This is a genomic window from Streptomyces sp. NPDC029169, from assembly GCF_055563935.1.
The window spans coordinates 73,619-98,553 of the sequence record NZ_JBVHXA010000007.1 but is presented as its reverse complement, the minus strand read 5'-3'; the positions used below and the strand labels follow the sequence as shown (position 1 = coordinate 98,553).

Sequence of the window (24,935 nt, the reverse complement as noted above, 5' to 3'; positions counted from 1 at the left end):
CGGTCAGGTCTGGGTGAGCGCCCAGATCCCGACGGCGAAGCAGATCAGCGCGACGAACAGGACCGGGATCGCCACCTTCGGGGGCGGTCCCGGCTGCTTTGCCGGGGCATTCGGCGTCGCCTGGGCGGGAACCTGTGCGGCGTGAGCGGTGTATTGACGAGTAGAAGCTTGTGGGAACGACACCGCGGCCGTCGGCGCCTGGGCGAGGTCCGGCGCGGCGGCGGGATGGGGGGAGGCCGTATGCGCGGAGGAGGCGGGGACCGGCTGGTGGGGCGGCGGGGGCAGGTGGAAGCTGCCCGTCTCGGAGGGGCTCGTCAGCGGCTGCTGCTGCGGCTGAGCCGGTGGCTGTGCCTGCTGCTGGGGCTGTACGTGGGTGGGTGCCGGCGACGCGGCCGGGGGCTGGGGCTTGGGGGCCTCGGGGCCGTTCGGGCCGAAGCCGGCGGGCAGCGGTCCGATCTGGTCGAAGACCTCGACGGGCTCCTCGTCCGCGCGCGGCTCGGGCAGCATCTCGACGGCGGCGGTCAGCGCTTTGCGTACACCCGTGGCCGTCTTGAAGCGGGCCTGCGGGTCGGGCTGGAGCAGGCCCGCGAGGACCTGCCACAGCGGCTCCGGGATCCCCTCCGGGGCTCCCGGAGTCCCGTGGGCCATGAAGTACTCGATCAGGGCGCGCGAGTCGGGCTTCTGGCCCTGGAGCAGATAGAGCGCGACCAGGCCGACGGCGAAGAGGTCGGCCGGGAAGTCCGGCTCCGCGCCCATCATCTGCTCGGGCGCGAAGTAACCGGGCGTCCCCACCACGTAGTTGGTCTCCGTCAGGCGGGGTTCGCCCTTGCGCATCGAGATGCCGAAGTCGGACAGCCGCAGATGCGGCCGCCCGGTTCCGGTGACGTCGAGCAGGATGTTCGCCGGCTTGATGTCGCGGTGCACGACCCCCTCCGCGTGCACCGCGGCCAATCCGGAGAGCAGCTGGTCCAGCAGGGTGCAGACGAAGCGCGGCGGCAGCGGACCGTAGTCGCCGATGACGTGCGCCAGAGACCCGCCGGCCACCAGATCCATGGTGAACAGCACCTTGTCGTCGTCGGCGGCCCAGCTGGCCGGGGCGAGGACGTGCGGGTGGTCGATCCGGAGCGCCTGCTCCCGGACGAAGCGGAGCAGCGTGTGGGCATCGCTCTGCTGGAGCACCTTGGCCGCCACATACCGGCGGCGCCGGTGGTCCCAGGCGCGCCATACGGCGCCGACACCACCGCGTCCGATCGGGTCGATCAGCTCGTACCGACCAGCGAAGACCTCACCCATTGCGCTGCGCCCGCTCCCCGTCGTGCCTCGCCGGTCCGGCGGTGGCTGCCGGACCGGATGCTCTGCGTCAGTTCTGGTGCGACTCGTAGTGCGCGACCGCGTCAGCGGTGCGCCCGGCGCCGTACACCCGGAGGAACTCTGCCAGCTCCGGGTGGGCGGGGGCGAGTGAGTCGGCCGCATCGATGATGTCGCCGGCGGCCGCGACCGAGCGCAGCAGCGACTGGATCTCGCGGACGACCCGGCGCACGGTCGGCGCGCCCGAGCTGGTCGTGGTCTGGCTGGTGCCGGTGAGGACGGAGCCGCCCTGGGACTTCTTGATCTCGTCCATCCGGTCCGTGGCCTCGGCCGCGCTGACGCTGCCGTCGGCGACCTGACTCGCGAGTTCCTGCAGGGCCTGGACGCGTTGGACGACGGCCGGGTTGCCGATCTTGGCCCGCTGGCCGCTCATCAACTGGGAGAGCATGGGTGCCGACAGTCCGAGCACAGCCGCGAGCCGGGCCTGATTGAGACCGAGATCGTCGATCAGCCGACGGAAGAGCGCCCCCAGTGGCTCCCCGTACCAACTGCGCTGAAGCTCCCGGGCTCTTGCCGTGGCTTCCTGCTGTCCTGCGTCCATTACTTCTCCCCATCCCTTGGTTCGCCACTGCGAACCCCGGTCAGCATCTTACGGAGCGTGGTCGCCGACGGGGAGTCCCAATCCTTTTGCGGGAAAGAGGGGGTGACCCGGTACTCTGTTCTCGTTCCGGGGCCTTAGCTCAGTTGGTAGAGCGCTGTCTTTGCATGGCAGATGTCAGGGGTTCGACTCCCCTAGGCTCCACACATGTGCACCCCTCTGACCTGCGGAAACGCGGTCAGGGGGGTGTTTTCGGTGGTGCGGTGCGGCAGTGACAGCTGATCTTCTGAGGAAAGGCGGGCCAGATGTCCGAGGACAGCGCCCCGGCGCAGGTGGTCTCGATTCCGGTGGGCCGGGTGGTCGGTGGGCGGGAGGAGGTCCGTGACGACGACTGGGGCACGGTCGAGGCCGTCATCCGCCTGGACGCCGACCGGTTCGGCCCGGACGCGCTGGCCGGCCTGGACTCCTTCTCCCACCTGGAGGTCGTCTACCACTTCGACCGCGTCCCCGAGGAGAAGATCGAGACCGGCGCCCGCCACCCCCGCGGCAACACCGACTGGCCCCTGGTCGGCATCTTCGCCCAGCGCGGAAAGAACCGCCCCAACCGCATCGGCGTATCCCGCTGCCGCCTGCTGCGCACCGACGGACACGACCTGCACGTCCAGGGCCTCGACGCCGTCGACGGCACGCCCGTCCTCGACATCAAGCCCTACATGAGCGAGTTCGGCCCCCAGGGCGGCACCACCACCCAGCCTGCCTGGGCCGGCGAGATCATGCGCCACTACTACTGAGGAGCCCGGCGCGCCGAATCGCCGGAGACGCCGGCCCCTCCCCGCCGTGGAAACGCGGCACGGAGGGCTTCGCTGATTGGCCCACATTCCCGGGGTCGTAATGGACCTGTCTGGCTGGGCCACAGGCCCATAACGTCGTGTCCATGGCGAACACCCCCTCCCCGGCGCCGCAGGCCTCCCACGCCCCCCGCGCGCTGCTCCTCGCCCAGCTGAGCAACTCGATCGGCGACGGTGCCTTCTATGTCACCTCGGCCCTCTACTTCAGCCAGATCGTCGGCCTGTCCGCCGCACGCATCGGCATCGGCCTCACCCTCGCCTGGGCCGTCGGATCCGTCGCCGGCATCTGGCTCGGACACCTCGCCGACCGGCGCGGCCCCCGCACCACCGCCGTCCTGCTCGCCCTGGCCACCTCGGCGGCCGTCGGCTCCTTCCTCCTCATCCGCTCCTTCGTACCGTTCCTCATCGCGGCCGCGGTATACGCCACCGCCCAGAGCGGCCTCGCCGCCGCCCGCCAGGCCCTGCTCGCCGGACTCGTCGAGCCCTCGGCCCGTACGGACGTACTCGCCAGGCTGCAGTCCACCCTCAACGCCGGACTCGCCCTCGGCGCCGGCCTCGGCGGACTCGCCCTGCACGCCGGCACCCGCACCGCCTACCTGTCCGTCTTCGCCCTCGACGCCGCCGGCTTCCTCATCTGCGCCCTCGTGCTGCGCGGACTCCCACCCGTGCCCCCCGCCCCCGTCGCCGCCGCCGGCGAACCCCGCCTGGCAGTCCTCCGCGACCGCCCCTATGCCCTGCTCACCCTCCTCAACGCACTCATGCTCCTGCGGCTCCCCCTGCTCAGCCTCGCCCTCCCGCTGTGGATCGTGCAGCGGACCTCGGCACCCGGCTGGATCGTCTCCGCGCTCTTCGTCCTCAACACCGGCGCCGTGATGCTCTTCCAGGTACGGACCGCCAGAAAGGTCACCGGCCTTCCCCAGGCCACGCGCGCGGTGGGCCGGGCCGGCGCCATCATGCTCGCCTCGTGTGCCGTCTTCGCGCTGACCGCCGCAGGCCTCGGGCCCTGGACCACCGTCGCCGTACTCACCCTCGGCGCGGTACTCCAGGTCCTCGCCGAGATGCGCCACTCCGCCGGCTCCTGGCAGATCGGCTTCACCCTCGCCCCCGCCGGCCGGATCGGCCAGTACCAGGGCTTCTACGGAACCGGCGTCCCCGTCGCCCGCACCCTCGGCCCCCTCCTGGTCACGGCGCTTCTCGTCACCTGGGGCGTACCCGGCTGGCTGCTGCTCGGCGGGATCTTCCTGGCGACCGGAGCGGTCACCAAGCCCGCGGTCCGCTGGGCCGAGCGGTCCCGCGCCCAGGCAACCGGCACCCACGCCACCACGGAACCCCTCGTCGCCCACTGAGCCGGACGAGTGGTGTTCATCGGAAGAACTGCGCGGCAGCGGCGTCGCTCCGGGCAATCCGGATCCGCCTCCCCATCATGAGGAAGGTACGAAAAGCGCGCAATTCGAAATGAACCATCCGAGAACACCACGAAAGCGACGACGAAAGCGAGGGGCCATGGCCACCGCCAAGGTCAAGCAGTTCTGGACCGCCTTCATCTCCGTACTCTTCGCCCTGCTCGCCTCCGTCGGCCTGGCGTCCACCGCCACCGCCGCGCAGGCCCCCGCCATCCAGCAGCCGGAGGAGCCGGCCGGCACGCCCGCCACCACCGGAGCCCGCACCACCGCCGCCGTACCGGCACAACGCACGGCCCATCAGTGGCCCACCGTCCGCGAGCGCTCCCTGCCGCCCACCATCAAGCAGCGCATCGGCGCCGAGGCCCACAACTCCTCGCCCTCCGTACGCCACCTGCGCGCCGACTCCCCGCTCGACACCGCACTCGCGGACCAGACGAAGCTGTCGGGCCTGGCGCTCGCCGCGGCGGCGACGGCGTAGGACGCGGGGAGTCGATCCACTCCTCCCCGCGCCACGACAGCCGCGGTCAGCAGTCCAGCGGTCAGCGGTTCAGCGGTCAGCGGTCCAGCAGTCCAGCAGTTAGCGGTCAGCGGTCCGGCGGTCAGCGACGGTCGTCGCGCCCCGCATCCGTATCCGCGTCCTCGTCCCCCTGGGCATCGGCCTCCTTGGCCTCCACCTCGGGATCGACACCCCCACTGCCGTCGACGGACGACAGCGGCGACGTACGGGACGACGGTTCCGACAGATCCTCATCGACCTCGGTAGGAGCGGGCGGTTCGACCAGCCAGTCCGGGTTGGCCTGCTTGTCCCACCACTTCCACGCACAGAAGACGCCGGCGGCCACCACGCCCAGGACAGCGAGTCCCTTGGCAAGGCGCCCCGCCCTGGCGCGACGCTCGTGCTTCCGCACGAGCTTCTCGATCTCCTTCGGTGTCACCTGACCGCGCAGCGCGGCCCAGGCGGCCACCGAACGCGATCCGGCCTCGTCCAGAACGGGACCGGTAGCCGCGACCGCGTGCTCGACACGCGGAACGGTGTAGTCGGCCGCCTGACGGGCGGCCTTGCGGGTCACCTTCGCCGCGCGATGCGCGGCCTCGTCGACCCGCGGCGGTACATGCGGTGCGACACGGGCGTCGTACTGCACACGAGCTTGAACACGGGCCTGATGAGCGGCCTTCGAGACTTTCGGCGCGAGCCGGACGCGTGCCTCGTGCGCATAGCGCGCGGCCTGGTCCTTGGCCGTACCGGCGTACTGCGCGGCCTGCTCCTTGGCCGTGCCGGCATAGGGCGCCACCACTTCCGCGGCGTGCAGCACGCTGTCCTTGGCCGAATCGGTCGCGGCGCGCACGCTGTCCATCCGGGTCACGGGATCCTCCTACTCGGTGGCGGTGTCGGTTTTTCGCCTTTCCACCCTTTTCGAAATCATGCCTGCCCGATCGCCGTCCGGCATGCGGGGCGGGCATCCGGGGCATACCCACGACGCTTCCGTGCGAGGATGCGATGCGCGTCAGCGGAGAACAGCGGGATTTTGGGACTTACGGAAGGCGGACCGTGGCCGAGCAGCTCTACGCCACTCTCAGGACCAGCCAGGGCGACATCGAGATTCGGCTGCTGCCGAACCACGCCCCGAAGACGGTCAGGAACTTCACCGAACTCGCCCGGGGCGAGCGGGAGTGGACGCATCCGGCCACCGGCAAGGTCGCGGCAGCTCCGCTGTACGACGGCACCGTCTTCCACCGGGTCATCGAGGGCTTCATGATCCAGGGCGGCGACCCGCTGGGGAACGGCACGGGCGGGCCCGGCTACGAGTTCGCCGACGAGTTCCACCCCGAGCTCTTCTTCGACCGCCCCTACCTGCTCGCCATGGCCAACGCAGGCCCGGGCACCAACGGCTCCCAGTTCTTCATCACCGTCGGCGCCACGACCTGGCTGAACCGCAAGCACACCATCTTCGGCGAGATCGTCAGCGCGGCCAGCAAGAAGGTCGTCGACACGATCGCGGCCACGCCGGTCAACCCCAGCACCAAGCGGCCGCTCGACGACATCATTCTGAAGTCGGTCGTCATCGAGACCCGCTGACCCGAGCCGACCCGCCCTGACGCCCCGACCTGGTGACGTGGGGAACCTTTCCGCCCCGCCCGTCCGTACAGGAAAGGCGGGGCGCTGCCTCGCCGCCCCATCTCCTCGGGAGGGATCTCCATGGAGCCGCAGTCCGGCCCGCCGCGCTGTTACCGCCACCCGGACGTCGAGACAGGCATCCGCTGCACCCGCTGCGACAAGCCGATCTGCCCGCAGTGCATGGTCTCCGCGTCCGTCGGCTTCCAGTGCCCCGACTGCGTACGCAACGGCTCCGGCACCGGCCACGCCCCCGACGCCAACCAGCCCCGTACCCTCGCCGGCGGCCGGGTCGCGTCCGACGGGCGCCTCGTCACCAAGATCCTCATCGCGATCAACCTCGCCCTCTTCATCGCCGTCCGGGTGGCCGGCGAACGGCTCGTGGACTCGCTGGTGATGATCGGCCACGCGTACAGCCCGCTGCTCGGCGAGGTGGTCGGGGTCGCGGACGGCGAGTGGTACCGGCTGCTGACCTCGACCTTCCTCCACCAGGAGGCCGTGCACTTCGTCTTCAACATGATCGGCCTGTGGGTCATCGGCGGAATCATCGAGCCGGAGCTCGGCCGGATCCGCTACGCCGCCCTCTGCCTGCTCTCCGGACTCTCCGGCTCCGCCCTCGTCTATCTCGTCGACGCCCCCAACCAGGCCTCGCTGGGCGCCTCGGGCATCGTCTTCGGACTGATCGGCGCCTGGGTGGTGCTCACCCGCCGGCAGCGGTACGACATGCGGCCGGTGATCCTCTTCGTGGCGCTCTCGCTCGTGTTCACCTTCGCCCGGCCCGGCGTCTCCTGGGAGGCGCACATCGGCGGCCTCGTCGGCGGCGCCCTGGTCACCTACGGCCTGCTGCACGCGCCACGGGCGCGGCGGAACCTGGTGCAGTACGCGGTCTGCGGACTGGTGCTCGTGATCGACCTGGGCCTGATCCTCGCCCGCTCCGCCGCGCTCACCTGAGCGAGGAGGGCTGTGGACGAGCTTCGAGCAAAGCTTTCCCCAGAGTTATCCACAGCGCGTGGTGGATCTTGTGCACCTCACGGGGAACGACTGCGCCCCTCGCTCCTGAGCTGGGCTTTTCCAGCAGGAGCGAGGGGCGGGGTGGTTCTGGGGCGAGGGCGCCGCAGTCACACCGGCGTCAACCGGGCCTTTAGTTATCCACAGATCTTCGTAAGTTATCCAGTGCTGTGCACAACGCTGTGGATAAGTGATGGGCAAGGGTTGACCGGCAGTCCGGGCCCCGCTACTTCCACTGCGTGGAGACGCCGAACCCGGCCGCGATGAAGCCGAAGCCCACCACGATGTTCCAGTTGTTGATGGACTTCACCGGCAGCGTGCCGTCGGTGACGTAGAAGACGACGATCCACACCAGCCCGATAAGGAACATCGCCAGCATCACCGGAGCCACCCAGCTGCGGTTGGTCAGCTTGATGTTGGTGGCCTGCTTGGCGGGCGGGGGCGTGAAGTCGGCCTTCTTGCGGATACGTGACTTCGGCACGAGGGACTCTCCTGTCGATGCGCTGCGTGACCGCGCAGGGAACTTGTGGCTGGCGCCGGGGTGGGACGGCTGGGTGACGTAGGAGACCACTGCGTCCCCCGGGCGTCCGTTAGCGTAGTGGTTCCACGGCACCGAAGGGGATCAGGGTACGTTGAGCAATTCTGCCGACTCTTCCCCCGGGCCGGGCCGACCCTCCAGGTGGCGCCCCGTCCGGCTGCTGACCGCTGCCGTTTTCGCCCTCGCCGGGCTGATCTTCGTGACCAGCTTCAACACCGCCAAGGGCACCAACATCCGGACGGACGCCTCGCTCCTGCGGCTCTCCGACCTGATCCAGGAGCGCAGCCACAAGAACGCCGGCCTGGACGAGTCCACCGCCGCCCTGCGCGGTCAGGTCGACGCCCTCGCGGCCCGCGACGACGGCTCCACGAGCGCCGAGGACGCGAAGCTGCGCGCGCTGGAGGCGGCCGCCGGGACCACGGAGACGTCGGGGGCGGGTCTGACGGTCACCCTGAACGACGCCCCGCCGGACGCCCGGGCGGCCCCCGGATACCCCGAGCCGCAGGCCAATGACCTCGTCATCCACCAGCAGGACCTCCAGGCGGTCGTGAACGCGCTGTGGCAGGGCGGGGCGCAGGGCATCAAGGTCATGGACCAGCGGCTCATCTCGACCAGTGCCGTGCGCTGCGTGGGCAACACCCTGATCCTCCAGGGCCGGGTCTACTCGCCTCCGTACAAGATCACCGCCGTGGGTGACAGGGGGAAGCTGGCCAAGGCGCTCGCCGACTCGCCTGCCGTGCAGAACTACCAGCTGTATGTGAAGGCGTACGGGCTCGGCTGGAAAGTCGACGAGCACAGGGCGGTGACTCTTCCCGGCTACTCCGGCACAGTGGATCTCCACTACGCGAAGCCGGTGAGCTGACGCCTGGGGGATCTGATGCGACTGCTCGTCAGGACGTTCAGCGAGCTGTGCATCACCGTCGGGACCGTGATCGTCCTGTTCGTCGTGTACGTGATGTTCTGGACCGGTGTCCGGGCGGAGAGCGCGACGGCCGGGCAGATCGACACCTTGGAGCGGGAGTGGGTGGACCGGCCCGTGGCCGACGCCGCCGCGGCCCCGCCGCCCCCGAAGCCGTACGTGGCCGGCCGGGGCATCGCGGTCATGTACGTTCCCCGGCTCGGCGAGGACTGGGAGTGGCCGGTCCTGGAGGGCACGACCACGGCCGTCCTGAAGAAGGGCCTCGGTCACTATGCCGCGACCGCCCGGCTCGGCGAGACCGGCAACTTCTCGGTGGCGGGGCACCGGCGCACGTACGGAGATCCGTTCAAGGACTTCCCGCGGCTGCGGCCGGGTGACGCGGTCGTCCTCACGGACGGCACGACCTGGTTCACGTACCGGATCGAGCGCACGCCGTACCGGACCGTTCCCACCGACGTCGGCGTGATCGATCCCGTACCGCGCAAGTCGGGCTTCGACGGACCGGGCCGCTATCTGACGCTCACCACCTGTGAGCCGGAGTGGGGCAGCAGCCACCGGCTGATCGCCTGGGCGCACCTGGACGCCACCCAGCCTGTGACGCAGGGCAAGCCGCCGGCTTTGGCGGGCTGACCCCTGGCGGCTGCTTCGACCCGTACTCTGGTGCCGGTAACGAACGGAAGGGGCAGTGGACGTCATGTACGGCTGGATCTGGCGGCATCTGCCGGGCAACGCGTGGGTCCGGGGGGCGCTCTCGCTCGTGCTCGTCCTGGGGGTCGTGTACGCCCTCTTCCAGTACGTCTTCCCCTGGGCGGAGCCTCTGCTTCCGTTCAACGATGTGACGGTGGACGGACAGTGAGCGCGCGGATTCTCGTCGTCGACAACTACGACAGCTTCGTCTTCAACCTCGTTCAGTACCTCTACCAGCTCGGCGCCGAGTGCGAGGTGCTGCGCAACGACGAGGTGGAGCTGAGCCACGCCCAGGACGGTTTCGACGGCGTGCTGCTGTCGCCCGGTCCGGGCGCGCCCGAACAGGCCGGTGTCTGCATCGAGATGGTGCGGCACTGTGCGGCGACCGGGGTGCCGGTCTTCGGGGTGTGCCTGGGGATGCAGTCGATGGCGGTGGCGTACGGCGGTGTCGTGGACCGCGCCCCGGAGCTGCTGCACGGCAAGACCTCGCTCGTCACGCACGAGGGCAAGGGCGTCTTCGCGGGGCTGCCGTCGCCGTTCACGGCGACGCGCTACCACTCGCTGGCCGCGGAGCCCGGGACGCTGCCGGCGGAGCTGGAGGTCACGGCCCGGACGGAGGACGGCATCATCATGGGGCTGCGCCACCGTGAACTGGCTGTCGAGGGCGTGCAGTTCCACCCCGAGTCGGTGCTCACCGAGCACGGCCACCTGATGCTCGCCAACTGGCTGGAGCGGTGCGGCGACAAGGGGGCGGTCGGCCGGTCGGCGGGGCTCGCGCCGGTGGTGGGCAAGGCTGTCGCGTGACGGCGGGGTCGCCGTGGTTCCGGGCGACGAACCTGCCGGAGGGGGAGCCGGGGGCGGGGGCGCCGATACCGGGGCAGGAGGACACCTCGTACGCGTACGAGCAGGGGTACGCGTACGAGTCGATACCGGAAGCTGTCGCTGAGCAGCGGTACGAGGCGCCGCAGGAGGCGTACGAGGAGCCTCACGAGGAGCCGTACGAGGAGCCTTACGAGGAGTCGTACGAAGCGCCGCATGAGGAGGCGCCGTATGAGGCTTCCTACGAGCCTCGGGACGAGACGATGGCCCTGCGGACCGTGGAAGGCCCTGAGCCGCCTGAGACGCCCGTGACGCCCCTTCCCGGCCCTGGCAGGGCCGAGCGTCGCCGCGCCGCCAAGGGGAGGGGGAAGGGCCGCAGGGGCGCACCGCCGGCCGCAGCGGCGTCCGAGACCACTCCTGCAGCGCCGATGTCCCGCGTCGAGGCGCGCCGTGCGGCCCGGGCGGCGAAGGACAGCGTGGGCGTCGTCGCGAGCCGGGTGGTGGGCGAGCTGTTCATCACCTTCGGCGTGGTGATGCTGCTGTTCGTCACGTACCAGCTGTGGTGGACGAACGTCCGGGCCGGCCAGCAGACGAACCAGGCCAAGGAGCAGATCGAGGACGCCTGGTCCAAGGGCCGGGCGCCGGGGGCGTTCGAGCCGGGGCAGGGCTTCGCGATCATGTACATCCCCAAGCTGGACGTGGTCGTGCCCGTCGCCGAGGGCATCAGCAAGCCCAAGGTGCTGGACCGGGGGATGGTGGGCCACTACAGCGAGGGCAGCCTGAAGACGGCGATGCCGGCCGACAAGCAGGGCAACTTCGCGGTGGCCGGGCACCGCAACACGCATGGTGAGCCGTTCCGGTACATCAATCAGCTGGAGCCCGGGGACCCGATCGTCGTGGAGACGCAGGACGCGTACTACACGTACGAGATGGCGAGCATCCTGCCGCAGACGGCGCCGTCGAACGTGTCGGTGATCGCTCCGGTGCCGAGGCAGTCCGGGTTCAAGGGGCCGGGGCGGTACATCACGCTGACGACGTGTACGCCCGAATTCACCAGTACGTACCGCATGATCGTGTGGGGCAAGATGGTCGAGGAACGCCCGCGCAGCAAGGGAAAACCGGACGCGCTCGTAGGCTGAGACCCGACGAACTCACCACCCCACACCTCAGGACGGGACGACGCAGTGGCACGTGCGCGCAACCGGATCGCCGGAGTCATCAGTGTCTTCGGTGAACTCCTCATCACCGCGGGCCTGGTGCTCGGTCTCTTCGTCGTCTACTCGCTGTGGTGGACCAACGTCCTGGCCGACCGCGCCGCAGGCAAGGACGGCGACCAGGTCCGCGACCACTGGGCGGCGTCGGGGCCGGGCGCCCTGGACACCAAGGACGGCATCGGCTTCCTGCACGTTCCGGTGATGGGCGGCGGCGAGATACTCGTCAAGAAGGGCACCGAGACGAAGACGCTGAACAACGGCGTCGCCGGCTACTACACGGACCCGATCAAGTCGGCCCTCCCGCAGGACAAGCAGGGCAACTTCACGCTGGCGGCGCACCGGGACGGGCACGGGGCGAAGTTCCACAACATCCACAAGTTGAAGAACGGCGACGCGATCGTCTTCGAGTCGAAGGACACGTGGTTCGTCTACAAGGTCTACAAGACCCTGCCGAAGACGACGAAGTACGACGTGGACGTCCTCCAGCCGGTCCCGAAGGCATCGGGCAAGTCGAAGCCGGGCCGCTACATCACGCTGACGACGTGCACGCCGATGTATACGTCGGACTTCCGGTACATCGTGTGGGGCGAGTTGGTGCGTACGGAGAAGGTGGACGGGGCGCGGACGCGGCCGGTGGAGTTGGGGTGACTGACTCGCTTCGAGTGAGCCAGTCGTGACTGAGGTCCCCTCAGGACCTCAGTTAGCGTGACACGCTGTCACGCTAACTGAGGCGACAGGCCCCCTTTGAGGAGGGCTGTCGCCGTAGCATGGCCGAGGCCCGAAGCCGCAACTTCTCCTTGCGACTTCGGGCCTTTGCCGTTGCTCGACTACAGGAGGACGGGGAGGGAGACCCCGGCGCTCCACTTCTCCAGGGCCGCACGGTCCACGACGGTCACGCCGTGCTCGTCGGCGATGGCGCGGGCGTCCGGGGTGAAGGTTGTCGAGGCGACGAAGAGGGCCAGATCGGCCTGGTGCTGGACGAACGAGGCTCCGAGAAACTTCTGCATCTCGGCGCTCCACACGGGCCGGTACGGCGCGAAGCTTTTGCACTGAACGACGATCCTGCGGCCGTCCGCTGTCCGCCCGGTGACGTCCACACCCCGGTCCCCGGGCCCGCCGTGGACGAGGATGTCGGTGCAGCCGTCGCGGCGGAGCAGGATGGCGACGTGGTGCTCGAACTCCCGCCAGTTCATGCCGTCGATGGACGCCATGATCCCGGTGTAGGGGCGGGGGCCCTGGGGAGCGTGGTCGGAGAGTTCGCGCTCGATCCTGTCGACGTCCTGGCGGAGGGAGATCAGCTCTCGTCGGTGCTCGCCCGCGGTCTCGATGAGGGCGTTGAGCATGGGGACGACGGTCTTGCCGAGGATGTGGGTGATGCGCTGGTCGATGCGGTCGGAGAGTGACACGCTGTCACTCTTGACGGGGTTATCCACAGGCTGCCGGGTCCGCGCCAGGTACTCCATGTTGAGGAGGTAGGTGCGGACCTGACGTGCGACTTCGCTGTCCCGGAGCAGCATCGCGACGTTGAGGACGGCCCGTCGCGAGAAGAGGGCGAGTGCCGGAGTCTGTGACTGGATGTAACTGAGGTCCTTGAAGGACCTCAGTTCTGTACCTGTCAAAACGTGGTAGCCGTTGGTTGCGAGCTCGTCTCGATGGTCCTTCACCAGCGACTTGATGGCTTCGATGCCTACTTCGAAGTACGTCGCCACCATCGCGGCCGTGACATGCATGCCGTCCGGCAGCAGCGACAGCGCTTTGACCCTGTCGAGTACCTCGGTCCGTTCGGCGACGCCCTCGCGCATCGCCCTCGATTCCAGCAACACCACTTCGTTGATCACGCTTCTGCCCTTCTCCGATGACGTCGGGGCAAGGCAAGGTCCCCACCCCACCCTGCCAACGAGTCGGGACATATGAAGACACGAGCGGATTTCGAGAGCTTGTGCCACAGGCCGATGTATGCAAAGAGCCCCGGCATCCAGAAGGATGCCGGGGCTCTCCGCGTGCTCGTCGGCGCGGCTAGTCGAAGAAGCCGCCGTCGCCGCCGTTGCCGTTGCCGCCCGCCGTGTAGACGGTGACCGTCTGGCCGGCGGTGACCGGGGTGCCCTCCGGCGGGTTGGTGCCGAGGACCGTGGCGTCGTTCTTGTCCGAGCCCTGCTGCTGCACGTTCAGGCCCAGGGCCTGGAGCTGCTGCTTGACTTCCTCGAACTTCTTGCCCGCGAGGCCCGCCGGGATCGTCGTCTGGGTCTGCTGCGGGCCCTTGGAGACCTTCAGCGTGATCTGGACGTCCTTCGGCTGGTCCGTGTTGCCGTTCGGGGTCATTCCGATGACCGTGCCGGCGGGCTGCTGCGAGTCCTCGTCCTGGCGGGCGACGTTCTCGAAGCCGAGCGTCTTGAGGTCCTGGATGGCCTGGTCGATGTTACGGCCGGTGACGTCCGGGAGCTGCGACTTCTCCTGCTTGGAGACCGTGATCGTGACCTCGGAGTTCTGCTCCGCCTTGGAGCCGCCCGTCGGGTTCTGCTTCAGGACCCGGCCGGCCTCCTCGTCGGACTCCTCGTACTCGATCTTGACCTTGAAGCCCTTGTCCTTGAGCGCCTGCTCCGCGTTGTCCTGGGACTTCTCCGTGACGTCCGGGACCTCGATCTGCGGGGCGCCCTCGGAGACGATGACCGAGATGGTCGTGTTGACATCCATCTTGGCCACGCCGTCGGCAATGGGCGTCTGGCTGCAGATCTTGCCCTTGGGCTGCTCGCATCGCTCGGAGCCCGCCTTGGTGACCTTGACCTGGGAGTTCTTCGCCAGGTTTTCGGCCTCCTGGAGGGTGTGGCCGACGAGGGACGGGATCGTCACCTGACCCGCGCCCTCCTTGGTGTCGAAGATCGAGCGGCCGATGAGGATGGCGCCGACGAGGACCAGGATGCCCGCGAGGACGAGCAGGATCGTCGAGGTGTTCGACTTCTTCTGGCGGCGCCGGTCCGGGCGGTCGTCGTAGCCGTAGCCGCCGTCGTCCGGGTTCATGGGCGGGAGCATGGAGGTCTGGCCGGCCGGGTCGGCCTGGCGCAGGGCGGTCGTCGGCTGGTCGTCCGGGGCGTAGCCGCCGTAGCCGTTGCCGTAGCCGCCGCCGTAGGCCGCTGCGCCCATGGCTGCTGCTGCCGCGACGGGCTGGCCGTCGAGGCAGGCCTCGATGTCGGCGCGCATCTCGTCGGCGGACTGGTAGCGGTAGTCGGGGTCCTTGACCAGGGCCTTGAGGACGATGGCGTCCATGGAGGGCGTGATCTCGGGGTCGAAGTTGCTCGGGGGCTGCGGTTCTTCCCGTACGTGCTGGTAGGCGACCGCGACCGGGGAGTCGCCCACGAACGGCGGGCGGACGGTGAGCAGCTCGTACAGCAGGCAGCCGGTGGAGTACAGGTCCGAGCGGGCGTCGACCTGTTCGCCCTTGGCCTGCTCCGGGGAGAGGTACTGGGCAGTGCCGATGACCGCGGCGGTCTGCGTCATGGTCATGCCGGCGTCGCCCATGGCGCGTGCGATGCCGAAGTCCATGACCTTGACCTGACCGGTGCGCGTCAGCATGACGTTCGCCGGCTTGATGTCGCGGTGGACGATGCCGGCGCGGTGCGAGTACTCGAGCGCCTGGAGGATGCCGACCGTCATTTCGAGCGTGCGCTCGGGCAGCAGCTTGCGCCCGGAGTGCAGTAGCTCGCGGAGGGTCGAGCCGTCGACGTACTCCATCACGATGTACGGGATGGAGACGTTGTCGACGTAGTCCTCGCCGGTGTCGTAGACCGCGACGATCGCCGGGTGGTTGAGCGAGGCGGCCGACTGGGCCTCACGGCGGAACCGGGCCTGGAAGGACGGGTCGCGGGCGAGGTCGGCCCGCAGCGTCTTCACGGCGACGGTGCGGCCGAGCCGGGTGTCGTGGGCGAGGTAGACCTCTGCCATGCCACCACGGCCGAGCACCGAGCCCAGCTCGTACCGGCCGCCGAGGCGACGCGGCTCTTCCATAACTGATCCAGCCCTCTCCGTCTGTCCCGACCGCACCCGTGTGTGGTCCGGCGGTGTGCTGTTCGCGCAAAGGCTACCGGCCACGGGAGGGCGATCCGCCCGCGACCGGCACCTGATACCTGACCGGTACCTGGCCGGTGCCCGGCTGCAAGCTCAGCTCCTGCTTTTCAGTACCGCCTTCATCACGGCCTTGGCGATGGGGGCGGCGAGGCCGCCACCGGAGATGTCCTCGCGGTCGGTGCCGGCGGAGTCCTCGACGATGACGGCGACGGCGACCGGGGAGCCCTGGTCGGTCTTGGCGTAGGAGATGAACCAGGCGTAGGGGCGCTTGGAGTTCTTCTCGCCGTGCTGGGCGGTGCCTGTCTTGCCGCCGACCTTCACGCCGTCCATCTTGAGGTCGGCCTTGCCGCCGGTGCCGTTGGAGACGACGTTCTCCATCATCTGCTGGAGCTTCTGTGCGGTCTCCTGGGAGACCGGGCGGCTCATCTCCTCGGGCTCGTTCGCCTTGATCACGTCGAGGTTCGGCGCCACGAGCTTGTCGATCATGTACGGCTTCATCAGCTTGCCGTCGTTGGCGATGGCGGCCGTGACCATGGCCATCTGGAGCGGCGTGGTCGCGGTGTTGAACTGGCCGATGGAGGAGAGCGCGTTTCCGCCGCGGTCGGCCTTCTTGTCGTAGACGGAGGCGGCGGAGCGGACCGGGGTGAACTGTTCGGCGTTGAAACCGAACTTTTCGGCCATCTCGACCATCTTGTCGCGGCCGACGTCGTCGCCGAGCTTGGCGAAGACGGAGTTGCAGGAGACTTCGAGCGCCCTGTTCAGGCTGGCGTTCTCGCACCCTCTCGCGTGGTTGATCATGGGCGTGGTGGAGAGTGGGATCTTGTACGGCTCGGGGGTATCCGTCGGCGCGTCGATGTTCGTGACCTTGCGGTTCTCCAGCGCTGCGGCGGCGGTGACGACCTTGAAGACGGAGCCGGGCGGGTAGATCTCGCGGAGCGCACGGTTGAGCTTCGGCTTGTTCTTGTCCTTCTCCAGGGCGACCCAGGCCTTCTCGTCCTTGGCGGAGTAGCCGGAGAAGGTGGAGGGGTCGTACGAGGGGGTGGACGCCAGCGCCAGGATCTTGCCGGTCTTGGGTTCGATGGCGACGACGGCGCCGGTCTTGTCGCCGAGGCCTTCGAAGGCGGCCTTCTGGGCGGCGCCGCTCAGCGTCGTGACGACGTCGCCGCCCTTCTTCTTGTCGCCGGTGAACATCGCCAGGGTGCGGTCGAAGAAGAGCCGGTCGTCGTTGCCGGTGAGGATGCCGTCCTCGATCTTCTCGATCTGGTTGGCGTCGTAGGCCTGCGAGGCGTAGCCGGTCACCGGGGCCCACATGGGGCCGTCGGTGTAGGTGCGCTTGAACCGGTAGTAGGGGTCCTGGGAGTCGACCGACCCGGTGATCGGCTGGCCGTCGACGATGATGTTGCCGCGCTCGTTGGCGTACCGCTCGATCGTGACGCGCCGGTTCTTCGGGTGGGCGTTCAGCTCGTCGGCGCGGACGTACTGGATCCAGTTGTCGCGGATCAGCAGGGCGAGGACCAGCAGGCCGCAGAAGATCGCGACCCGGCGCAGGGGCTTGTTCACGGACGGACCACCTGGGTCATCTCGGCATCGGGGGACGGGGCGGGGGCGGGCGCCGGGCGGCGTGCGGTGTCGCTGATACGGATGAGGATGCCGATCAGGGCCCAGTTGGCGATCACGGAGGAACCGCCGTACGCGAGGAACGGCATGGTCATACCGGTCAGCGGGATGAGGCCCATCACACCGCCGGCGACGACGAAGACCTGGAGCGCGAAGGCGCCGGACAGGCCCATCGCGAGCAGCTTGCCGAACGGGTCGCGGGCCGCGAGGGCCGTGCGGACACCACGCTCGATGATCAGGCCGTACAGGAGCAGGAAGACCATGACGCCGGCCAGGCCGAGCTCCTCGCCGACGGTGGCGAAGATGAAGTCGGAGTTGGCGGCGAAGCCGATGAGGTCGGAGTTGCCCTGGCCGAGGCCGGTGCCGAGGATGCCGCCGGAGCCGAAGGACATCAGCACCTGGGTCATCTGGTCGCAGGCCGCGGCCATGTTGGAGTTCTCAGGGGCTGTCTTCAGGCACTCGAACGGGTCGAGCCAGGCGGCCACACGGGACTTGACGTGGCCGGCCGTGGAGCCGACGACGACCGCACCCGCGGTGGACATCAGCAGACCCATGACGACCCAGCTGGTCCGCTCCGTCGCCACGTACAGCATGATCACGAACATGCCGAAGAACAGCAGCGACGTACCGAGGTCGTTCTCGAAGACGAGGATGAGGAGGCTGACGGCCCAGATGGTGAGGATCGGGCCGAGGTCACGGCCACGCGGCAGGTAGAGGCCCATGAACCGGCGGCTGGCCAGTGCCAGCGCGTCCCGTTTCACCATCAGGTAGCCGGAGAAGAAGACCGCGAGGATGATCTTGGCGAACTCGCCGGGCTGGATGGAGAAACCGGCGACGCTGATCCAGATCTTGGCGCCGAAGACATCGGCGCCGAGGCCCGGCACCAGCGGGAGCAGCAGCAGGACGAGGGCTGCCACCATCGAGATGTACGTGTAGCGCTGGAGGACCCGGTGGTCCTTCAGGATCAGCAGCACGCCCACGAACATCGCGATGGCGATCGCCGAGTACAGCATCTGGCTCGGGGCGTCCGGGGTGAACGTCTTGTACCGGTTGATGATGCGCGGCGACTGGTCCAGGCGCCAGATCAGTACCAGGCCCATGCCGTTGAGTAGCGTCGCCAGCGGGAGCAGCAGCGGGTCCGCGTACGGCGCGAACTTGCGCACCACGAGGTGCGCGACGCTCGCGAGCAGGCCGAGGCCGAGCCCGTACCCGAGCATGCCCGCGGGCACCTCGCCGTCGATCGCCAGGCCGACGTTGAGGTACGCGAAGACCGGGATGACGACGGCGAAGCCGAGCAGCGCCAGTTCGGTGTTGCGGCGGCTCGGCGCCTCGATCGCGCCGATGGTGGTCGTGTTGGTGACAACGCTCATGGTGGTGAAAGGCCCCCTACGGGTGCTTACTGCTTGCCGCAGTTCGAGGCCAGCTTCTGCTCGTCCTCCGTGAGGGTGGGGCCCGGGGAGGGAGCGGCTGTGGTGGGCTTGGAGTCGGGCGTGGTCGCGCCGTCGGCGGGCGGCTTGCTCGCCGCCTGGTCAGCGGCCTTCTCGGCGGCCTCGCGGCGCTGCTCGGTCTTCTTGCAGGCGGAGGCCTGCGCGGCGAGCTCCGCGATCTTCGTCTGGGCCTTGCCGAGGCTGCCGCCGGCGATGGTCTCCTCGACCTGCTTCCGCTGGTACTCCGGAAGGTACTTGAGTTCGATCTCGGGGTGGTCCTTCTCCACGTCCGAGAGCGAGACCCAGGCGAGGTCCTGGCTGATGCCGCGGTAGAGCGCGACGTGCTCGTCGTTGGAGCCGACGTAGTACTGCGTCTGCGTCCAGCGCCAGCCGCCGTAGAGGCCGCCGCCGATCAGGCCGAGCGCGAGGAGGAGGATGAAGCTGCGCCCCAGCCACTTGCGGCCGGTGCGCGGCTTCTCGAACTTCTCGTACGTGGCGAAGTCCTCGTCGTTGTACGCGCCGAAGGAGCCCTGCGGCGGCATGCCGCCGTAGCCGTGGTCGTCGCCGCTGCCGGGCGGGCCGAAGCCCTGGGGCGGGTGGGCGCCGGGGGGCTGCTGGTGGGGGCGGCCGAGTCCGGAGGCCCGGCCGGCGGGGGTCTGCATGGCTCCGCCGTCGGACTGCTGGACCTGGTTCTCGGCGACCGCTCCGACGATGACGGGGGTGTCGCTGAGCTGTCCGGCGAGGGTGTCGCCGCCGTCGACGTCGAGGACGTCGGCGACGATCACGGTGATGTTGTCGGGGCCGCCGCCGCGCAGTGCGAGCTGGATCAGCTCCTGCACGGTCTCCTGCGGGCCCTGGTAGCTGGCGAGGGTGTCCTCCATCGTCTGGTGCGAGACGACTCCGGACAGCCCGTCTGAGCAGATCAGGTAGCGGTCGCCGGCCCGGACCTCGCGGATCGACAGATCCGGTTCTACGTGGTCGCCGCTGCCGAGCGCGCGCATGAGGAGCGAGCGCTGCGGGTGGGTGGTGGCCTCTTCCTCGGTGATGCGGCCCTCGTCGACGAGGCGCTGCACCCAGGTGTGGTCCTGGGTGATCTGCGTGAGGACGCCGTCGCGCAGGAGGTAGGCGCGGGAGTCGCCGACGTGGACGAGGCCGAGGCGCTGGCCGGTCCACAGCAGGGCGGTGAGCGTGGTGCCCATGCCCTCCAGCTGGGGGTCCTCCTCGACCATCATCCGCAGCTGGTCGTTGGCGCGCTGCACCGCGGCACCGAGCGAGGTGAGGATGTCGGAGCTGGGGACATCGTCGTCGAGGGTGACGAGGGTGGAGATCACCTCGGAGGAGGCGACCTCACCGGCGGCCTGGCCGCCCATGCCGTCGGCGATGGCGAGCAGCCGCGGGCCGGCGTAGCCGGAGTCCTCGTTGCCCTCGCGGATCATGCCCTTGTGCGACCCGGCGGCGAAGCGCAGTGACAGGCTCATGCGCACCTGCCCTGTCGACGTCGGCTCGGGGTACAGCCGGTCTCGAGCCACACTGCCCACCCTCCGGTCGGGAGCCCGTGCCGGTACGCGGCCCGAACCTGACGGTCCGCCGCGCGGTCCGTCGTGGGGACCGCCTCGACCCGCTCGCTCCGCTCGCACTCATTCATGACGTAGCACTACTTCCGCAGCTCGATGACGGTCTTGCCGATGCGGATCGGCGCGCCCAGCGGAATCGGCGTGGCGGTGGTGAGGCGGGTCCGGTCGAGATACGTGCCGTTGGTGGACCCGAGATCCTCGACGATCCACTGGCCGTCCCGGTCCGGGTAGATCCTGGCGTGCCTGCTGGAGGCGTAGTCGTCGTCCAGCACGATCGTCGAGTCGTGGGCGCGGCCGAGCGTGATGGTCTGCCCCTGGAGGGCGACCGTCGTGCCGGTGAGCGTGCCCTCGGAGACGACGAGCTTGGTCGGGGCGCCGCGGCGCTGGCGGCCGCCGCCCGTGTTCTGCTGTCCGCGCTGCTGCGGCGGCTGGGCCGCCTGGCGCGTGTTCTGCTGCGGCCGGGCGTCCTGGCGGCGCGAACCGCGCTGCGTGACACGTGTGCCGAACAGGTCGCTACGAATGACCTGGACGGCCACGATCACGAACAGCCACAGAACGGCCAGGAAACCCAGCCGCATGACCGTCAGGGTCAGCTCTGACATTGCCCCCGCTTCACCCTTCGGCTTGCCGGTAAACGATGGTGGTGCTGCCCACGACGATCCGCGAGCCGTCGCGGAGCGTAGCGCGGGTGGTGTGCTGCCCGTCCACCACGATGCCGTTGGTGGATCCGAGATCCTGGATCGTCGAGGGCGTTCCGGTCCGGATCTCGCAGTGCCGGCGGGAGACGCCGGGATCGTCGATCCTCACGTCCGCGTCGGTGCTGCGGCCAAGGACCAGGGTCGGGCGTGAGATCTGGTGGCGCGTGCCGTTGATCTCGATCCACCGGCGCACCTGGGTACCGGAGGAGGGCATGGGGCCGGGGCCGGCGGCGGTGGGCCGGCCGGCGGCGGGCGCCTGGCCGGGGCGCTGCATGGCGCCGGCGCCCGGCGGCGGGGCCGCGGGCATCGGCGGAGCGCCGGCCGGGGGGTAGCCGTAGCCGCCGGGCGCGCGGCCCGGCTGGGGGGCGGCGGCGGGGGACTGCTGCTGTGACGAACTCGACGCGAGGGTGCGGCTGCGCACCCGGTACAGACCGGTGTCGAGGTCGTCGGCCTTCTCCAGGTGGACCTTGATGGGGCCCATGAAGGTGTACCGCTGCTGCTTGGCGTAGTCGCGGACCAGGCCGGCGAGCTCGTCGCCGAGCTGGCCCGAGTACGGGCTGAGGCGCTCGAAGTCCGGGGCGCTCAGCTCGACGATGAAGTCGTTGGGGACGACGGTCCGCTCGCGGTTCCAGATCGTTGCGTTGTTGTCGCACTCGCGCTGGAGGGCGCCCGCGATCTCGACGGGCTGGACCTCGGACTTGAAGACCTTGGCGAAGGTGCCGTTGACCAGACCTTCGAGTCGCTGTTCGAAACGCTTCAGGACTCCCATGGGGCACCTCCTCCGTCGTTGCCGTCCTGGTACTGCTTACTGATCGTATCCACGCGTCGGGAAATCGGCTGGTTCCCCTTCTCTGCCCTGTGGACGAGTGTCACCTCTCACAGGCCTTCCCCACGGATCGTAGAGGCGGCCCCTGGACAGTGTCCCGCACCCGGGGAGCGAGCTGGAGGAGTGGGGCGGGGCAGCGGGGGCGGTCCGTCCCTGTTCCTCCCGATTACACGTCCGGCTACTCGTCCGGCTACCCGTCCGGTCCGGTTCGTCTCCCGGTCTCCTCTCCTCAGGTGTTCCTCCCATGTGTTCCTCGTGTGTCTGTTCTCCGTCTGTCCCTGCTCGCTCTGTCCCTGTTCGCTCGGGGTGAGGGTCAAACAACGGATGTGAATCCACGGTCTGCGACGTGCTAATCTTCAGATGTCGCCAGGCGATCGCACCGAAAGGTGAGGGAGCCCGGAGCACACCCAATGCGCGGGTGGCGGAATAGGCAGACGCGCTGGATTCAGGTTCCAGTGCCCGCAAGGGCGTGGGGGTTCAACTCCCCCCTCGCGCACCAGACGGAAGCCCCGTAGGTCATCGACCTACGGGGCTTCCGCGTTGTTCGCGCCATGTGACCGGGTGTGAGGTGCGCGACGTTCGTTGCTGTGGGGCGAGACGAAAGAGAGCCGCGGGCCGGGCGGGGTGCTGCCTAGGGTGCGAGCGTGGACGCGACTTCGAAGATCAGGGCCGGGATCGGCGCCGGGTGGGACTGGTTCGCGGCGCCAGAGTTGTGGTCGCGGCGCAGGACCGCCGGCGAGGCGGTGCTCGCCGTCGTCATGGCGCTGCTCGCCGCCGGCACCCAGGAGCTGCTCGGCGGTGAGGGGTGGGAGCTCGCCTGGGTGGCGCTCGCCGCCGGGGTGCTGTCACTGCTGCGCCGACGGCTGCCCGTGAGCGTGCTCGTCGTCACCGGAGCCCTCGCGCCGCTCGTTCAGGGCTTCTTGGTGCTCCTGATCCTCGTCGGCTGGTCGGCCGGGCGGTACATCGCGGGCGCCGGGCGGGCGCTGATCGCGTACACCGTCGCGTACGTACTGAACGTCGTGGCGAGCGTGCTGGACATCTGGGACCTCCAGCGGACGCTCACCGTCGCCTTCATGGCGACGCTCTACTACCTGGCGACGACCCTGGCGCCCGGCCTCGCCAACCGGTACTGGACGCAGCGCAGGACCCTGCTGCACGCCCTGCAGGAGGGCAACGCCCAGCTGCTGCGGGAGCGGGCGATGGTGGTCGGGCAGGCGCGGCTCATGGAGCGGCAGCGCATCGCCCAGGACATGCACGACAGCCTCGGGCACCAGCTCGCGCTGATCGCGGTCCACGCCGGCGCCCTGGAGGTCGACCGGGAGCTGACCGGCCGGCAGCGTGAGGCGGTCGGGGTGCTGCGCAACGCGTCGGTGACCGCGATGCACGAGCTGCGGGAGGTCGTCGGCATCCTGCGCGACGGCGTCGGCGCGCCAGCCGGGACGGCGGCCGTCCCGGCGCAGGCCCGCGAGGCGTCGGGTCGGGCGGCGCGGGGGACCGCCGGTATCGAGGGGCTCGTCGAGGCCGCGCGGGCCGCGGGGAACCGGGTGGAGCTGCGGCGGCGCGGCGAGTCCAAGCCCCTGCCGCCGGCCGCCGACCACGCCGCGTACAGGATCGTGCAGGAGGCGCTCACCAACGCCTACAAGCACGCGCCGGGAGCGCTCATCGACGTGGAGGTCCGGTACGAGCCGGACTCGCTGGTCGTGGAGATCGTCAACGAGGAGGCGGCGGAGGAACCCGGGAACGTGGTCAGCGGCGGCCAGGGGCTCACCGGTCTGCACGAGCGGGCCCGGCTCGTCGGCGGCATCGTCCACGCGGGGCCGCTGGACAGCGGGGGGTTCCGGGTCGCCGGGATGCTGCCGTACGGGGTGGTGGAAGCAGCGCCTTTGGTCGATGCGGCCGACGACTTCCGCCAGCAGTCGACGAAGCCTCTGATGAGCGACTTTGGCCGGGTCCCGGTCGGACAGGCCGACTGGACGATCACGGAACGGGAGCTGGCGATGGCGATGGGCGGGGGCAGGAGTACGGCGAGCGGGGTGGCGGTGGGATGCGGGATCGCGTTCGCGGCCCTGGTGCTGTTGCTGGTGGCGGGCGGCTTCGGCATCTTCTTCCTGATGGGGGCGATGGAGAAGGGCATGATCGATCCGGGCGAGTATGACGCGGTCAGGGTCGGGGCGCCCGAGCAGGAGGTACGCGACAAGCTGCCGTCCGGCGACACGATCGCCACCACCGGACTGCACGGCAAGGGGCCCGCGGAGCCCGAGGGGTCGAAGTGCCTGGTGCTGATGTCCTCGGAGGTGGCGGAGGACATTGAGACGGAGCCGGTTTTCCGGTTCTGCTTCAAGGACGGCAAGCTGATCGAGAAGAAGTCGTACGAGGTCACGCGCTAGCGCTGACCCGCCCGAACCGGTAGCCGTGGGGGAGTAGCTGTGGCTGGGCAGCGCATCAGGGTCGTGGTCGCCGATGACGAGCCGCTGATCAGGGCCGGGATCCGGATGATCCTCACGTCGGACGAGGGCATCGAGGTGGTGGCGGAGGCGGCGAACGGCCGGGAGGCGGTCGAGCGGGCGCGGGCGCACGCCGCCGACGTGGTGCTGCTCGACATCCAGATGCCGGTGCTCGACGGCCTGTCCGCGCTGCCGGAGCTGCGGCGGGCGGCGCCCTCGGCGCGGGTGATCGTGCTGACGACGTTCGGCGAGCGGGAGAACGTGCTGCGGGCGCTGGAGTACGGGGGCGCCGGCTTCCTGCTCAAGGACACGGCGCCTGCCGAGCTGATCGGGGCGGTGCGGGCCGCGGCGGCAGGCGACGCGTATCTTTCGCCCGCGGCGACCCGCCATGTGGTGGAGCAGCTGGCCTCGGGGCGGGAGGCGGCGCGCGCGGAGCAGGCGAGAGGACGGGTGGCGGCGCTGAGTGAGAAGGAGCGCGAGGTGCTGGCCCTGCTCGGGGAGGGGCTGTCCAACGCGGACGCGGGGCGGCGACTGCACATGAGCGAGGCCACGGTGAAGACGTACGTCAGCCGGATCCTCGCGAAGCTGGGGTGCGAGAACCGCGTGCAGGCGGCGCTGCTGGCGCGTGATGCGGGGATGTAAGGGGCGGGGCTGTCGATGCGGGGCTGTAGGGGCGCGATACGACGCGTCCCTGACGGTCACCGGCGTCGCCCAGTCGCCCCCGTGACGGTCTGCGCGGGCGGGCGTGGCGGAGGGGCGCTGTCGCCGGGCCGCCGTACCCGCCGCGGCGGAGGTGGGGGCCGAGGAGGAGATGGGGGCGTCGGGGCTGCGCTGC

General features: G+C 69.6%; 24 protein-coding genes and 2 tRNA genes. 15 read left to right on the top strand and 11 right to left on the bottom strand.

Annotated features, from left to right (window positions below; all coding sequences use genetic code 11):
* Window positions 1-3: 3 nt before the first annotated feature.
* Complete coding sequence (locus ACZ4VI_RS15500; RefSeq protein ID WP_467999731.1) at window positions 4-1,293, bottom strand: serine/threonine-protein kinase; 1,290 nt, start codon at window positions 1,291-1,293, stop codon at window positions 4-6.
* Between the two features lie 67 nt (window positions 1,294-1,360).
* The gene (locus tag ACZ4VI_RS15495; RefSeq protein ID WP_467999730.1) at window positions 1,361-1,909 is read right to left on the bottom strand and encodes a helix-turn-helix domain-containing protein; all 549 of its coding nucleotides are present in this window, start codon (window positions 1,907-1,909) and stop codon (window positions 1,361-1,363) included.
* A gap of 128 nt (window positions 1,910-2,037) precedes the next feature.
* On the opposite strand from ACZ4VI_RS15495, the gene ACZ4VI_RS15490 reads away from it, so the two are divergent.
* The 4 genes from ACZ4VI_RS15490 to ACZ4VI_RS15475 all read left to right on the top strand — a co-directional run bounded on the left by ACZ4VI_RS15490 (window position 2,038) and on the right by ACZ4VI_RS15475 (window position 4,635).
* Window positions 2,038-2,110, top strand: a tRNA-Ala gene (locus ACZ4VI_RS15490).
* A gap of 101 nt (window positions 2,111-2,211) precedes the next feature.
* Complete coding sequence (locus ACZ4VI_RS15485) at window positions 2,212-2,697, top strand: SAM-dependent methyltransferase (protein ID WP_467999729.1); 486 nt, start codon at window positions 2,212-2,214, stop codon at window positions 2,695-2,697.
* A 143-nt stretch (window positions 2,698-2,840) separates the two neighbouring features.
* Window positions 2,841-4,100 (top strand): MFS transporter, encoded by a 1,260-nt coding sequence (locus ACZ4VI_RS15480; protein WP_467999728.1) that lies wholly within the window; start codon window positions 2,841-2,843, stop codon window positions 4,098-4,100.
* Between the two features lie 157 nt (window positions 4,101-4,257).
* Window positions 4,258-4,635: a DUF6344 domain-containing protein gene (locus ACZ4VI_RS15475; RefSeq protein ID WP_467999727.1), complete on the top strand. Its 378-nt coding sequence runs from the start codon at window positions 4,258-4,260 to the stop codon at window positions 4,633-4,635.
* A gap of 121 nt (window positions 4,636-4,756) precedes the next feature.
* On the opposite strand, the gene ACZ4VI_RS15470 is transcribed toward ACZ4VI_RS15475, so the two are convergent.
* On the bottom strand, window positions 4,757-5,521 hold the full coding sequence (locus ACZ4VI_RS15470; RefSeq protein ID WP_467999726.1) for a DUF5324 family protein: 765 nt from the start codon (window positions 5,519-5,521) through the stop codon (window positions 4,757-4,759).
* A gap of 185 nt (window positions 5,522-5,706) precedes the next feature.
* On the opposite strand from ACZ4VI_RS15470, the gene ACZ4VI_RS15465 reads away from it, so the two are divergent.
* On the top strand, window positions 5,707-6,234 hold the full coding sequence (locus tag ACZ4VI_RS15465; protein ID WP_467999725.1) for a peptidylprolyl isomerase: 528 nt from the start codon (window positions 5,707-5,709) through the stop codon (window positions 6,232-6,234).
* Between the two features lie 120 nt (window positions 6,235-6,354).
* Window positions 6,355-7,221 carry a rhomboid family intramembrane serine protease gene (locus ACZ4VI_RS15460; protein WP_467999724.1) on the top strand — a complete coding sequence of 289 codons (867 nt, stop codon included), beginning with the start codon at window positions 6,355-6,357 and terminating at the stop codon, window positions 7,219-7,221.
* Between the two features lie 283 nt (window positions 7,222-7,504).
* Here the strand turns inward: ACZ4VI_RS15460 and crgA are convergent, their stop codons facing one another.
* Entirely contained in the window at window positions 7,505-7,759 is a 255-nt protein-coding gene (gene crgA / locus ACZ4VI_RS15455) for a cell division protein CrgA (protein WP_467999723.1), read from the bottom strand.
* A gap of 151 nt (window positions 7,760-7,910) precedes the next feature.
* On the opposite strand from crgA, the gene ACZ4VI_RS15450 reads away from it, so the two are divergent.
* Genes ACZ4VI_RS15450 through ACZ4VI_RS15425 form a run of 6 tightly spaced genes read left to right on the top strand, consistent with a single transcriptional unit; the run spans window position 7,911 to window position 12,103 of the window.
* Complete coding sequence (locus tag ACZ4VI_RS15450) at window positions 7,911-8,678, top strand: DUF881 domain-containing protein (protein ID WP_467999722.1); 768 nt, start codon at window positions 7,911-7,913, stop codon at window positions 8,676-8,678.
* 15 nt (window positions 8,679-8,693) lie between these two features.
* Complete coding sequence (locus ACZ4VI_RS15445; protein ID WP_467999721.1) at window positions 8,694-9,365, top strand: class E sortase; 672 nt, start codon at window positions 8,694-8,696, stop codon at window positions 9,363-9,365.
* A gap of 55 nt (window positions 9,366-9,420) precedes the next feature.
* On the top strand, window positions 9,421-9,591 hold the full coding sequence (locus tag ACZ4VI_RS15440; RefSeq protein WP_467999992.1) for a hypothetical protein: 171 nt from the start codon (window positions 9,421-9,423) through the stop codon (window positions 9,589-9,591).
* Entirely contained in the window at window positions 9,588-10,226 is a 639-nt protein-coding gene (locus ACZ4VI_RS15435; RefSeq protein ID WP_467999720.1) for an aminodeoxychorismate/anthranilate synthase component II, read from the top strand. The genes ACZ4VI_RS15440 and ACZ4VI_RS15435 overlap by 4 nt, the downstream gene beginning before the upstream one ends.
* Window positions 10,223-11,380 (top strand): class E sortase, encoded by a 1,158-nt coding sequence (locus ACZ4VI_RS15430; protein WP_467999719.1) that lies wholly within the window; start codon window positions 10,223-10,225, stop codon window positions 11,378-11,380. The genes ACZ4VI_RS15435 and ACZ4VI_RS15430 overlap by 4 nt, the downstream gene beginning before the upstream one ends.
* Window positions 11,381-11,425: 45 nt before the next feature.
* Window positions 11,426-12,103 (top strand): class E sortase, encoded by a 678-nt coding sequence (locus ACZ4VI_RS15425; protein WP_467999718.1) that lies wholly within the window; start codon window positions 11,426-11,428, stop codon window positions 12,101-12,103.
* Between the two features lie 179 nt (window positions 12,104-12,282).
* Here ACZ4VI_RS15425 and ACZ4VI_RS15420 read toward each other — a convergent pair whose 3' ends face one another.
* The 7 genes from ACZ4VI_RS15420 to ACZ4VI_RS15390 all read right to left on the bottom strand — a co-directional run bounded on the left by ACZ4VI_RS15420 (window position 12,283) and on the right by ACZ4VI_RS15390 (window position 21,599).
* Window positions 12,283-13,293, bottom strand: coding sequence for a restriction endonuclease (locus tag ACZ4VI_RS15420; RefSeq protein WP_467999717.1), 1,011 nt, complete (start codon window positions 13,291-13,293; stop codon window positions 12,283-12,285).
* A 178-nt stretch (window positions 13,294-13,471) separates the two neighbouring features.
* Window positions 13,472-15,454 (bottom strand): Stk1 family PASTA domain-containing Ser/Thr kinase, encoded by a 1,983-nt coding sequence (pknB, locus tag ACZ4VI_RS15415; RefSeq protein ID WP_467999716.1) that lies wholly within the window; start codon window positions 15,452-15,454, stop codon window positions 13,472-13,474.
* A 153-nt stretch (window positions 15,455-15,607) separates the two neighbouring features.
* Window positions 15,608-17,074: a peptidoglycan D,D-transpeptidase FtsI family protein gene (locus tag ACZ4VI_RS15410; RefSeq protein ID WP_467999715.1), complete on the bottom strand. Its 1,467-nt coding sequence runs from the start codon at window positions 17,072-17,074 to the stop codon at window positions 15,608-15,610.
* Window positions 17,071-18,501 (bottom strand): FtsW/RodA/SpoVE family cell cycle protein, encoded by a 1,431-nt coding sequence (locus ACZ4VI_RS15405; protein ID WP_467999714.1) that lies wholly within the window; start codon window positions 18,499-18,501, stop codon window positions 17,071-17,073. The genes ACZ4VI_RS15410 and ACZ4VI_RS15405 overlap by 4 nt, the downstream gene beginning before the upstream one ends.
* 26 nt (window positions 18,502-18,527) lie before the next feature.
* Window positions 18,528-20,036, bottom strand: a complete 1,509-nt coding sequence (locus tag ACZ4VI_RS15400; protein WP_467999713.1) for a Stp1/IreP family PP2C-type Ser/Thr phosphatase — start codon at window positions 20,034-20,036, stop codon at window positions 18,528-18,530.
* 176 nt (window positions 20,037-20,212) lie between these two features.
* A complete protein-coding gene (locus ACZ4VI_RS15395) occupies window positions 20,213-20,734 on the bottom strand; it encodes an FHA domain-containing protein FhaB/FipA (protein WP_467999712.1) in 522 nt (173 codons plus the stop codon).
* A gap of 10 nt (window positions 20,735-20,744) precedes the next feature.
* Window positions 20,745-21,599, bottom strand: coding sequence for an FhaA domain-containing protein (locus ACZ4VI_RS15390; RefSeq protein ID WP_467999711.1), 855 nt, complete (start codon window positions 21,597-21,599; stop codon window positions 20,745-20,747).
* A 469-nt stretch (window positions 21,600-22,068) separates the two neighbouring features.
* Here ACZ4VI_RS15390 and ACZ4VI_RS15385 point away from each other — a divergent pair.
* The 3 genes from ACZ4VI_RS15385 to ACZ4VI_RS15375 all read left to right on the top strand — a co-directional run bounded on the left by ACZ4VI_RS15385 (window position 22,069) and on the right by ACZ4VI_RS15375 (window position 24,742).
* Window positions 22,069-22,155 (top strand) — tRNA-Leu (locus tag ACZ4VI_RS15385).
* 145 nt (window positions 22,156-22,300) lie between these two features.
* A complete protein-coding gene (locus tag ACZ4VI_RS15380) occupies window positions 22,301-24,043 on the top strand; it encodes a sensor histidine kinase (RefSeq protein ID WP_467999710.1) in 1,743 nt (580 codons plus the stop codon).
* Window positions 24,044-24,082: 39 nt separating this feature from the next.
* Entirely contained in the window at window positions 24,083-24,742 is a 660-nt protein-coding gene (locus ACZ4VI_RS15375) for a response regulator (protein WP_467999709.1), read from the top strand.
* The last annotated feature ends 193 nt before the right edge of the window (window positions 24,743-24,935 follow it).

Excerpts from the sequence above, each read along its gene's own strand:
- pknB (WP_467999716.1), bottom strand. The coding sequence starts at position 15,454 with ATGGAAGAGCCGCGTCGCCTCGGCGGCCGGTACGAGCTGGGCTCGGTG.
- ACZ4VI_RS15460 (WP_467999724.1), top strand. The coding sequence starts at position 6,355 with ATGGAGCCGCAGTCCGGCCCGCCGCGCTGTTACCGCCACCCGGACGTC.
- ACZ4VI_RS15475 (WP_467999727.1), top strand. The coding sequence starts at position 4,258 with ATGGCCACCGCCAAGGTCAAGCAGTTCTGGACCGCCTTCATCTCCGTA.
- ACZ4VI_RS15390 (WP_467999711.1), bottom strand. The coding sequence starts at position 21,599 with ATGGGAGTCCTGAAGCGTTTCGAACAGCGACTCGAAGGTCTGGTCAAC.
- ACZ4VI_RS15485 (WP_467999729.1), top strand. The coding sequence starts at position 2,212 with ATGTCCGAGGACAGCGCCCCGGCGCAGGTGGTCTCGATTCCGGTGGGC.
- ACZ4VI_RS15400 (WP_467999713.1), bottom strand. The coding sequence starts at position 20,036 with ATGAGCCTGTCACTGCGCTTCGCCGCCGGGTCGCACAAGGGCATGATC.
- ACZ4VI_RS15395 (WP_467999712.1), bottom strand. The coding sequence starts at position 20,734 with ATGTCAGAGCTGACCCTGACGGTCATGCGGCTGGGTTTCCTGGCCGTT.
- ACZ4VI_RS15500 (WP_467999731.1), bottom strand. The coding sequence starts at position 1,293 with ATGGGTGAGGTCTTCGCTGGTCGGTACGAGCTGATCGACCCGATCGGA.
- ACZ4VI_RS15405 (WP_467999714.1), bottom strand. The coding sequence starts at position 18,501 with ATGAGCGTTGTCACCAACACGACCACCATCGGCGCGATCGAGGCGCCG.
- ACZ4VI_RS15480 (WP_467999728.1), top strand. The coding sequence starts at position 2,841 with ATGGCGAACACCCCCTCCCCGGCGCCGCAGGCCTCCCACGCCCCCCGC.
- ACZ4VI_RS15445 (WP_467999721.1), top strand. The coding sequence starts at position 8,694 with ATGCGACTGCTCGTCAGGACGTTCAGCGAGCTGTGCATCACCGTCGGG.
- ACZ4VI_RS15495 (WP_467999730.1), bottom strand. The coding sequence starts at position 1,909 with ATGGACGCAGGACAGCAGGAAGCCACGGCAAGAGCCCGGGAGCTTCAG.